General features: G+C 60.2%; 8 protein-coding genes and 1 pseudogene. 6 read left to right on the top strand and 3 right to left on the bottom strand.

Annotated features, from left to right (window positions below; genetic code table 11):
- The 5 genes and pseudogenes from ACR0DJ_RS18520 to ACR0DJ_RS18500 form a co-directional block, all read left to right on the top strand.
- Nucleotides 1-266: pseudogene (locus ACR0DJ_RS18520) on the top strand (sulfoacetaldehyde acetyltransferase); the annotation flags it as partial.
- Nucleotides 267-288: 22 nt separating this feature from the next.
- On the top strand, nt 289-1296 hold the full coding sequence (gene pta / locus ACR0DJ_RS18515) for a phosphate acetyltransferase (protein WP_425080075.1): 1008 nt from the start codon (nt 289-291) through the stop codon (nt 1294-1296).
- A 90-nt stretch (nt 1297-1386) separates the two neighbouring features.
- A complete protein-coding gene (locus ACR0DJ_RS18510; RefSeq protein ID WP_170345635.1) occupies nt 1387-4206 on the top strand; it encodes a molybdopterin oxidoreductase family protein in 2820 nt (939 codons plus the stop codon).
- A gap of 109 nt (nt 4207-4315) precedes the next feature.
- Nucleotides 4316-5065, top strand: coding sequence for a 4Fe-4S dicluster domain-containing protein (locus tag ACR0DJ_RS18505; protein ID WP_170345634.1), 750 nt, complete (start codon nt 4316-4318; stop codon nt 5063-5065).
- The gene (locus ACR0DJ_RS18500; protein WP_480685958.1) at nt 5065-5937 is read left to right on the top strand and encodes a dimethyl sulfoxide reductase anchor subunit family protein; all 873 of its coding nucleotides are present in this window, start codon (nt 5065-5067) and stop codon (nt 5935-5937) included. Before ACR0DJ_RS18505 ends, ACR0DJ_RS18500 begins: the two co-directional genes overlap by 1 nt.
- Before the next feature lie 135 nt (nt 5938-6072).
- Here ACR0DJ_RS18500 and dapA read toward each other — a convergent pair whose 3' ends face one another.
- The gene (gene dapA / locus ACR0DJ_RS18495) at nt 6073-6945 is read right to left on the bottom strand and encodes a 4-hydroxy-tetrahydrodipicolinate synthase (protein ID WP_480685957.1); all 873 of its coding nucleotides are present in this window, start codon (nt 6943-6945) and stop codon (nt 6073-6075) included.
- A 134-nt stretch (nt 6946-7079) separates the two neighbouring features.
- On the opposite strand from dapA, the gene ACR0DJ_RS18490 reads away from it, so the two are divergent.
- The gene (locus ACR0DJ_RS18490) at nt 7080-9053 is read left to right on the top strand and encodes a lytic transglycosylase domain-containing protein (RefSeq protein WP_480685956.1); all 1974 of its coding nucleotides are present in this window, start codon (nt 7080-7082) and stop codon (nt 9051-9053) included.
- On the opposite strand, the gene ACR0DJ_RS18485 is transcribed toward ACR0DJ_RS18490, so the two are convergent.
- Entirely contained in the window at nt 9027-9896 is an 870-nt protein-coding gene (locus ACR0DJ_RS18485) for a DMT family transporter (RefSeq protein ID WP_480685955.1), read from the bottom strand. The two genes, ACR0DJ_RS18490 and ACR0DJ_RS18485, sit on opposite strands and share 27 nt — an antisense overlap.
- The gene (gene mnmC2 / locus ACR0DJ_RS18480; RefSeq protein WP_170345629.1) at nt 9893-10558 is read right to left on the bottom strand and encodes a tRNA (5-methylaminomethyl-2-thiouridine)(34)-methyltransferase MnmC2; all 666 of its coding nucleotides are present in this window, start codon (nt 10556-10558) and stop codon (nt 9893-9895) included. Before mnmC2 ends, ACR0DJ_RS18485 begins: the two co-directional genes overlap by 4 nt.

The raw sequence follows: 10558 nt of genomic DNA, 5'->3' as shown, positions 1-10558 counted from the left end.
ATTTCGTGGGCACCGAACTGGACACCAAAGTGTCTTACGCCGGTATCGCGCAGGCCTGTGGCCTGAAGGGCGTCGTGGCCCGCACCCAGGACGAGCTGACCGCAGCGCTGAACCAGGCGATCGAGGACCAGAAGAACGGCATCACCACGCTGATCGAGGCCCTGATCAACCAGGAGCTCGGCGAACCCTTCCGCCGCGACGCAATGAAAAAACCCGTCGCCGTCGCCGGAATCTCGGCTGACGACATGAAAGCTCAGGAAGCTTGATCAAAGGACGAGGCCAGAGCGTATGACAATGACACCCATTGAGCTGTTGCGTCAGTGCGCCCCGGCCTCGCGCCCTGTGATTTCGTTATGCGAAGGCAGTGATCCCCGCGTTGTCGCGGGGGCGCTGGCCGCCCAACAGGCCGGGCTGGCCGATGTCATTCTGGTCGGTCCACAAGCCGAAGTCGAAGCCGCCCTCAAAAACCAGAATGCCACTCGCTCTGACGGCGTCATGGTTCACGACCCGGCAACCTCGGACCTGACCGAGGAATTTGCCCAAACCTATTTTGAACTGCGCCAACACAAGGGCGTCGATGCAACCAAGGCCCGTGCCACCGTTGAAACACCGCCTGTCTATGCCGCCATGCTGGTACGCAGCGGGCGGGCCACTGGAACCGTAGGTGGTGCCGTTCACACGACCGGAGACATTGTACGCGCGGCCATTCAGGTGATCGGCATGGCCCCTGATGCCGGAATGGTATCGTCTTTTTTCCTGATGTACCCGCCGGAAAACGCTCAGCCCGGAGCGCGGGCAATGCTCTATTCGGACTGCGGTCTGGTCATCGATCCCAGCGCTGACGAGTTGAGCAAAATTGCCGTCGCCTCGGCCAAATCGGCGCGGGCACTACTGCGGGTTGACCCCAAGATCGCCATGCTCAGCTTCTCGACCAAGGGCAGCGCGAAGCATCCCGATGTCGACAAGGTGATCGAGGCCACAGAAACACTGCGCCGAATGTCCCCAAATCTCGAGGTCGACGGTGAGCTTCAGTTCGACGCGGCCTTCGTGCCCTCGGTCGGGGATCGCAAATCGCCCGGATCTTCGGTCGCCGGCCAAGCCAACGTGATGATCTTTCCCAATCTCGACGCGGGCAATATCGGCTACAAGATCACGCAACGACTGGGGGGTTACACCGCGATCGGCCCGGTTTTGCAGGGGTTGGCGCGACCCGCCAACGATCTGTCCCGCGGATGCAGCGCCGAAGATGTGACCCAGATGATCGCCGTGACCGCACTGCAAGCCATCAGGGAATAATGCCCATAACTCGCGTCGTTTTCAGAACGATGTTCTCTAATCGGAAGGAAAGTGACACAGTCCTCCCGACACAACCGACAGGACCCGCCAATGACCCATCAGCAGCCGATCCTTGAAACGTCTCCGAAAGTTTCGGACGAGGTCCGCAAAACCACCTGTTATATGTGCGCCTGCCGCTGCGGCATCAACGTTCACATGAAAGATGGCAAGGTTGCCTATATCGAAGGAAACCGGGACCACCCGGTCAACAAGGGTGTGCTGTGCGCCAAGGGCTCTGCCGGGATCATGCAGGTCAACGCCCCTTCTCGCCTGCGCAAACCGCTGAAGCGTGTCGGCCCACGCGGCTCGGGTGAATTTCGCGAAATCGAATGGGACGAGGCGCTCAGCACCGCTGTTGGCTGGCTGAACGAACTGCATGAAACCGCACCGCAAAAGCTGGCCTTTTTCACGGGCCGCGACCAGAGCCAGAGCTTCACCAGTTTCTGGGCCCAGAATTTCGGCACTCCGAACTATGCAGCCCATGGCGGCTTCTGCTCGGTCAATATGGCGGCCGGTGGCATTTACACGATGGGGGGCGCGTTTTGGGAGTTTGGACAACCCGATTGGGATCACACCAAACTGTTCATGCTGTTCGGCGTGGCCGAGGATCATGACAGCAACCCGATAAAAATGGGGATCGGCAAGATCAAGGCGCGCGGCGCACGGGTGATCGGAGTGAACCCGATCCGCTCGGGCTATAACGCTGTTGCCGATGACTGGGTCGGGATCACACCCGGCACAGATGGTCTGTTTATCCTATCGTTGATCCACGTGCTGATGAAAGCCGGCAAGATCGATCTGGATTACCTGAGCCGCTATACCAATGCGCCGGTTCTGGTGAATGCAAGCGAGGGTGCGGAAAAGGGCCTGTTCCTGCGCGACGAGGACGGCAAGCCGCTGGTAATTGATCGCAAGACGGGCAAGCCAACCGCATTCGACAAGCCCGGCGTGCGCCCGGACCTGTCGGCGACCTATGACAAGGACGGTGTAACGCACCGCCCCGTTTTCCACCTGATGGCCGAGAAATACCTCAGCGATGAACACGCGCCCGAGGCGGTGGCCGATCGCTGCGGCATCCCCGCCAAACGTATCCGGGCCATTGCCGCCGAAATCGCCCGGGTCGCTTTTGACGAGGCGATCGAACTGGATCAGGAATGGGTTGATTTTCGGGGCGAAAAGCACACCAAGATGATTGGTCGTCCCGTCAGCTTCCATGCCATGCGGGGCGTTTCGGCCCATGCCAACGGATTCCAGACCTGCCGCGCTTTGCACGTGCTTCAGATCCTGCTGGGAACAGTCGAGGTGCCAGGCGGTTTCCGTTTCAAGCCACCCTATCCCAAACCGGTCGAAGCGCACCCGACGCCCCATGGCGACAGGCGTCCGGGACGCCCGCTGAACGGCCCGCATCTGGGCTTCCCCCGGGGTCCCGAAGACCTGCTGCTGGACGACTGCGGCACACCGCAACGCATCGACAAGGCGTTCACCTGGGAAAACCCGATGTCCGCGCATGGGTTGATGCATATGGTGATCTCGAACGCGGCTGCCGGTGATCCCTACAAGATCGACACGCTGTTCATGTATATGGCGAACATGTCGTGGAACTCCTCCATGAACACCAAAGGTGTGATGGAGATGCTGACGGCCAAGACCGAAGACGGCAATTACGTCATCCCGCGCATCATCTACTCCGATGCCTATTCTTCGGAAATGGTGGCTTATGCCGACTTGATCCTGCCCGACACCACCTATCTCGAACGGCACGATTGTATCTCTCTGCTGGATCGCCCGATCTGCGAGGCCGACGCCGCAGCAGACGCCATTCGCTGGCCGGTGGTCGAACCCGACCGTGACGTGCGTGGCTTCCAGTCGGTTCTGATCGAACTGGCCAACCGCATGAGCCTGCCGGGTTTCACGAATGAGGACGGCAGCCCAAAGTGGAAAGACTACGCAGATTACATCGTCAACCACGAACGACGTCCCGGCATCGGCCCGCTGGCCGGCTTCCGGGGTTCGGATGGTGACAAGGAAGGCCGCGGCGAAGTCAATCCGGATCAACTGAACCGGTATATCGCAAACGGTGGGTTTTATGTGGCGCATATCCCGGAAGGCGCGGATTACTACAAGCCTTGGAACACCGCCTATCAGGACTGGGCTGTCGGGATGGGCATCTATGACAGCCCTCAACCCTATCTGTTCCAGCTCTATTCCGAACCGATGCGCCGTTTCCAGCTGGCTGCCGAAGGTTACGGTGACCGCCAACCGCCCGAGCACCTGCGCCAGCGCATCAAGGACACCATGGACCCGCTGCCGATCTGGTACGAAACCGACCAGCAGGGCAATGAAGGTTTCACGGTCAACGCCCTGACCCAACGCCCAATGGCCATGTATCACAGTTGGGGTACACAGAACGCGTGGCTGCGCCAGTTGCACGGGCACAACCCGCTTTATGTCCCGACCAAACTGATGCGAGAACACAACCTGCAAGACGGAGACTGGGCAAAAGTCAGCTCCCCACACGGTGAGATCACCGTGCCTGTGATGGAGATGGCCGCGCTGAACGACAACACGGTCTGGACGTGGAACGCCATCGGCAAACGCAAAGGTGCCTGGGCTTTGCAGGACGACGCGCCAGAGGCGACCAAAGGTTTCCTGCTCAACCACCTGATTCACGAATTGCTGCCGTCCAAAGAAGATGGAATGCGCTGGGCCAATTCGGACCCGATCACAGGTCAGGCGGCATGGTTCGACCTGAAGGTCAAAATCGAAAAAACCGACGCGCCCGCCGATGCGCAAAGCCAGCCGAATTTCGACCCGATCAAATCTCCGGTCGGAACCGGCCCTGAGAACCTGGCCTGGAAGGTGGGCAAATGACCCGGATCCGCACTTCATCTGGCCAAAAATATCCCGGGGGTGAATTGAGCCGCAGGCTCAAGAGGGGGCTGGCCCCCTCACCTGCCCCCCAAAGCAGAGGTTCACTGACATGACCCAGCTACCTAACTCCACCGACCGCAAGATGGGTCTGGTCATCGACCTTGACACCTGTGTTGGCTGCCACGCCTGCGTTATTTCCTGTAAAGGCTGGAACACTGAAAACTACGGGGCCCCGCTTTCGGATCAGGACGCCTACGGTGCAAACCCTTCGGGCACCTTCCTCAACCGCGTGCATTCCTACGAAGTGCAACCTGCCGACGGGCACGCCCAGCTGATCCACTTCCCAAAATCCTGCCTGCATTGCGAAGACGCGCCCTGCGTTACCGTTTGCCCCACCGGCGCCAGCTACAAGAGGGTCGAGGATGGCATCGTATTGGTCAATGAAAGCGATTGTATCGGGTGCGGCCTGTGCGCCTGGTCCTGCCCTTACGGTGCGCGGGAACTGGATGTAGCCGAAGGCGTGATGAAGAAATGCACACTTTGTGTTGACCGCATCTACAACGAAAACCTCCCCGAAGTCGACCGTATCCCAGCCTGTGTTCGCACCTGCCCTGCGGGCGCAAGGCACTTTGGCGATCTGGGCGATCCTGACAGCGATGTCAGCCAGTTGGTTGCAGAACGAGGCGGGATGGACCTGATGCCGGAAATGGGCACCAAACCCGTCAACAAATACCTGCCCCCGCGCCCCAAGGACACCGTGGAAGACCAGATCGACATACTGGCCCCCCTGCTGGCACCCATCGCCGACGAGCCCAAGGGGTTCCTCGGCTGGCTCGACAAGACGTTGGAGAAACTCTGATGCATCCCGCACCATCCGTCATTCTGTTCACCACCCTGTCCGGTCTGGGATTCGGACTGCTGTTCTTTCTTGGTCTGGGGTTTCCGGCTGTCTCGGGTTGGGTGGCTTTTGTGTTCTTCGCCATTGCCTATGGTCTGGCCGTCGGCGGGCTTTTGGCCTCGACCTTCCACCTTGGCCATCCGGAACGGGCCTTGAAGGCCTTCACCCAATGGAAAACCAGCTGGCTCAGCCGTGAAGGCTGGTGTGCCGTACTCGCGCTGGTCATCATCGGGCTTTATGCGATTGGCGTGGTGTTTCTGGACCAGCGTTGGGGTTTTCTGGGCTGGATCGGCGCAGGATTGTCGCTGGCGACCGTGTTCACGACCTCGATGATCTATACGCAACTCAAGACCATCCCACGCTGGAACATGAACCTGACACCTGCCATGTTCCTCAGCTTCAGCCTGGCCGGCGGTGCCTTGCTGGCAGGTCAGACAAGCGCAGCTCTGCCGCTGCTGCTGATCGCGGCGCTGGTGCAGATACTGTACTGGCGCAAGGGAGATCAGGCGTTTGCATCATCGGGAACGAATCTGGGAACAGCCACAGGGCTTGGCACGCGCGGTTCCGTCCGCGCCTTTGAGCCGCCCCATACCGGCACCAATTATCTGCTGCGGGAGTTTGTGCACGTGGTCGGACGCAAACACGCCGAGAAACTGCGGCTGATCTCGTTCGTTCTGGCATTCGTGCTGCCGGTTCTGCTGTTGTTGCTGCCGTTCAATCACGTCTTCGCCCTGCTGGCCGTGGCCTCGCATCTGGCGGGCGTTGCAACGTCGCGCTGGCTGTTCTTTGCGCAGGCGGAACATGTCGTGGGGTTGTACTACGGCAAACGGTAGAGGGGGCGCTGCCCTCGCCGCGGCGGGCCGCGACTCCCCCGGGATATTTTTAGCCAGATGAAGTCTGGAAACATGGAAAAGAAAGGGCGGCGCTCAAGGTCAGAGGCCGCCCTTCGTCATATTCTGAAATACCGGTCAGATCAGGCCAGCATGGGCCATTGCGGCCTCGATGGCTTCCTTGGTGCTGGCTTCCAGCTCGGTCAGGGGTGAGCGGACTTCGGTGCTGCAAAGGCCCAGTTTGCTGAGTGCATATTTGGCACCGACAAGGCCCGGCTCGATAAAGATCGCCTCATGCAGCGGCATCAGTTTGTCCTGATACTCCAAGGCCTTTGCATAATCTCCGGCCAGCGTGGCCTGCTGGAATTCGGCGCAGAGCCTAGGGGCCACGTTTGCAGTCACCGAGATGCAGCCAACACCGCCATGGGCATTGAACCCAAGGGCCGTGGCGTCTTCGCCGGACAGTTGGCAGAAATCTGCGCCACAGGCAGCGCGCTGCTGGCTGACACGGGCCAGGTCGCCTGTTGCATCCTTGACCCCGACGATACGGGGAAGCTTGGCCAGTTCACCCATTGTGGCAGGCGTCATATCAATGACTGAACGGCCCGGAATGTTGTAGATGATGATCGGGATATCCGCGGCCGCATGCAGCGCCTCGAAATGCGCGATCAGGCCGCGCTGAGTCGGTTTGTTGTAATACGGCGTAACGACCAGCGCCGCATCCGCTCCGACTTTTTCAGCGAACTGAACGAAGCGGACAGCTTCGACCGTGTTGTTCGACCCGGCACCGGCAATGACAGGAACGCGGCCCGCAGCGGTTTTGACGACCTCGTCGATCACCGTCTCATGCTCTTCGTGGCTGAGCGTCGGGCTTTCGCCGGTGGTTCCCACAGGCACCAGCCCGGTCGAGCCTTCGGATATCTGCCAATCCACCAGATGTTTGAGCGTCTTCAGGTCCAACTCGCCGTTGTTGAACGGGGTGACGAGGGCTGGCATCGAGCCTTTGAACATGACACGCTCCTTCAAGGTGCATTTTGCTGTTTTTGCGCCGCGGTCCCTCACGTTTCCAGCTTTGTGAGTTGATCCCGGCGACGCACGGTTTATCCTCACAGGCTCTATCCTCGGTTGGTTGGGAAATGCAAGGGATGACACGCTTTCTGGCACTGTTGACTGCTGTGATTCTGTATTCGGTGACTGCGCCGCATTCAGCGCGGGCAGATGCTGCGGCTGATTTGCGCGCCGGGCTTGACGAAATGCGCAAAGGCGACTGGAACGCAGCGTTGCGCGTATCCGGCCAGCGAGGTTCCGTATCGCGTGATATCATCGTCTGGCACTGGCTGCGCGAGGGGTTCGGCAGCTCTGGCGACGTATTGGTGTTTCTCGAACGTCGGCCGGACTGGCCCGGTTTGGCGTGGCTGCGCCGCAAGAGCGAGCCCGTTTTCACCGGAGCCGATCCCGACAGAGCTCTGAAATTCTATGCCGACATGCCGCCTCAGACAGCAGAGGGGGCGTTGAACTACGCCGTTGCCCTGAAAGCCAAGGGACGCATCGGAGAGGCGGAGGCCGACATTGTGACAGCCTGGCGCACCATGCCAATGGGTTCGGGCCTGCAAAAAAGCTATCTGGAGAACTTTGCCACATTGCTGAAACCGCATCACGCGGCGCGGTTGGACAGAATGCTGTGGGACGGTCATCTTGTGAGCGCCGGGCAGATGTTGCCTTTGATCGGTTCGGACGAACGCAAACTGGCCGAAGCGCGCATAGCATTGCAGAAACGCCAACCCGGTGTGGACGCCAAGGTGGCAGCAGTTCCCAAGTCTCTGGCAGATGCGCCGGGGCTGGCCTTCGATCGTTTTGTCTGGCGCGACAAGAAAGAGCTGGATGACAGCGCCGTCGATCTGATGCTGGCACGCTCTACCGGGCCTGATGCACTGGGTGAGCCTGACAAATGGGCCGAGGGACGGCGCCGTCTTGCACGGCTTGAGATGCGATCGGGCCGTGCGGCGCGCGCATATGACGTGGCCGCCAATCATCACATGACCCCGGAAATGGGTTACGGCTATGCCGATCTTGAATGGCTGGCCGGTTTTCTGGCGCTTCGCAAACTGAATGATCCAGCCACCGCCGTTCGCCACTTCCAGAACTTTTCGGACGCCGTGAAATCTCCGATCTCGAAAGGCCGTGGTGGCTATTGGCTTGGGCGCGCTTACGCGGCACTGGGTGACGCGGACAAGGCGTATGACGCCTATGCGATGGGGGCCGACTACCAGACCTCATTCTACGGTCTGTTGGCCGCAGAACGGATCGGACGACCGTTTGATGCGGAACTGGCCAATCCGCGTCGCGCGCCGCATTGGCGGCAGGCGGAGTTTGCCGATTCCAGCGTTTTGGAGGCCGGGTTGCTGTTGTTGAAAGCCGGAGAAGCAAACCTGTCCGAACGGTTCCTGACCCATCTGGTGGAAGGCCTTGATCCAGTGCAGGCCAGTCAGCTGGGCGATCTGGTGATTGAACTGAAACAACCGCATCTGGCCGTGATGATCGCCAAACGGGCCGCGACCAACGGTACTGTCCTTCCTGCGGCCTATTACCCGGTCCACCCGGTGGCCGATATGCGATTGCCGATGGCCAAGGAAATGACACTGGCGATCGCGCGCCGCGAAAGCGAGTTCGACCCGGTTGTCGTCAGCGGTGCGGGCGCGCGCGGCCTGATGCAGGTAATGCCCGCCACGGCCAAGCTGGTCGCGGGCGAGCTGGGCATTCTCGGCGGCCATCAAACCGGGCGATTGACCACGGACTGGCAATACAACGCAAAGCTTGGGGCCAACTACCTTTCCGGTCTGGCAGCCGATTTCAACGGCAACGTTGTGATGATGGCGGCGGGGTATAATGCAGGGCCAAGGCGTCCGATCTCGTGGATGGAACGCTATGGTGACCCACGCACAGGCGAGGTCGATATCGTCGACTGGATCGAGACGATCCCGTTCAGCGAAACGCGAAACTACGTGATGCGCGTGACCGAAAGCCTGCCGGTCTACCGTGCGCGCCTGGGGCAACCCGCCCTTCCGATTCCTTTTTCGCAGGAACTGATCGGATCATCTCTGGCGGCGTTCGCGCCATAAGGTGAACAAACCTGCGGCTACGACGATGGTTGCGCCCGCCACGACTTCGGGGCGCAACGTTTCGCCAAAGATCGAAATACCCAGGATCGCGCTCCAAACTAGGTGGAAATATGCAAAGGGTTGAACCGCACTGGCTTCGGCCATCTCATAACACTTGATCAGCAGCCAGTGCCCGAACACCCCACTGACACAAAGCAGCGCCATCCAGAGCCAGTCGCTGCGCGCCATCGGCTCCCAGAACCACATGCCAAACACGGTCATCGCCACGGCCCCGGCGACACCGGTCCAGAAAAAGCTGGTCGCCGCGCTGTCCTGACGGGCGACATATCGCGTCAAAAGGCCATAGATCGCAAACAGCAATGCGGAAATCAAAGGTATGACAGCCCATGGGTTAAAGACCCCGGCGCCCGGTTGCAGGATGATCAGAACGCCGATGCAGCCGACACCGATCGCGACCCACCGCCGCCATCCGACCTTTTCACCCAGCACCGGCCCGCTCAGCGCGGCGACAAGCAAAGGATAGCAGATGAAAACCGCCATACTGTCGATCAGGCCAAGGACCGTAAAGCCGAACACCGCAATGCAGATCTCGGCCGCCAGCAGCACCCCCCGCACGATCTGCACATCCAACTGACTTGTCTTTGTGGCCGCCTTCAGCCCACCGGGGGCCCGCGCAGCCAGAGCGATGACGAAAGCTGCAAAGAACCAATAGCGGATCATGACCACCATGTAGGTGTTGTAGGTTCCGGCCAGATGGCGCGAGATACCGTCCTGCAAGGCAAAGACAATCGTCGCGCCCACCATCAATGCGATGCCCGCGCCCACATTGTTCTTTTGGGTCATGCTTTGCGTGCCCGTGTCATGTGCCGTTTGCGGCCAAAGCCGGGCGTGCGGGTTACGTTGAAACCGGCACTTTCAAGCCCCCGGCGCACAAAGCCCGCGGCCGTATACGTGGCCGCCGTCCCCCCCGTGACAGTGTGGTTTGCCACGTCCTGCATCAGGCCCACACCCCACAATTCAGGGTTCTTGGCCGGTGAAAACCCGTCGAGAAACCAGGCATCTGCCATTGCGTCCCAGTTCGGCAATGTCTTGCGCGCATCGCCGATCACCACCTCGAACTGAAGCGACTCCAATGTACATGTGCGTCCTGTCCAATGCGCCAGAAAACGGCTGCTCCACGGATGCAATTCAGGAAAGGACCCGAGCGCGCGTTGCATGTCTTCCGGCGCCATGGGAAAGGCTTCGAAACTGGTAAAGCGCAATGGCCCTTTTTGGCCGGATGCTTCCCATTCCGACCAGGCCGTCAGCAGGTTCAGGCCGGTGCCGAAACCCAACTCGGCAATGTGAAACCCCGGCGCAAACCGTGCAGGCAAATCATTTCCCGCCAGAAACACATGGCGCGTCTCTTCCAGCCCGTTCTGCAACGAGTAATATGGGTCGTCGAAGCGGTCCGAGACCGGGATCTGATCTTCGGTCCACGTCAATTTGGCGCGCTGGTCTGCCAT

This window comes from Ruegeria sp. BF10 (assembly GCF_056538725.1).
Note: the sequence above shows the minus strand (reverse complement) of the source record. Positions and strands in the feature narration are given on the sequence as shown.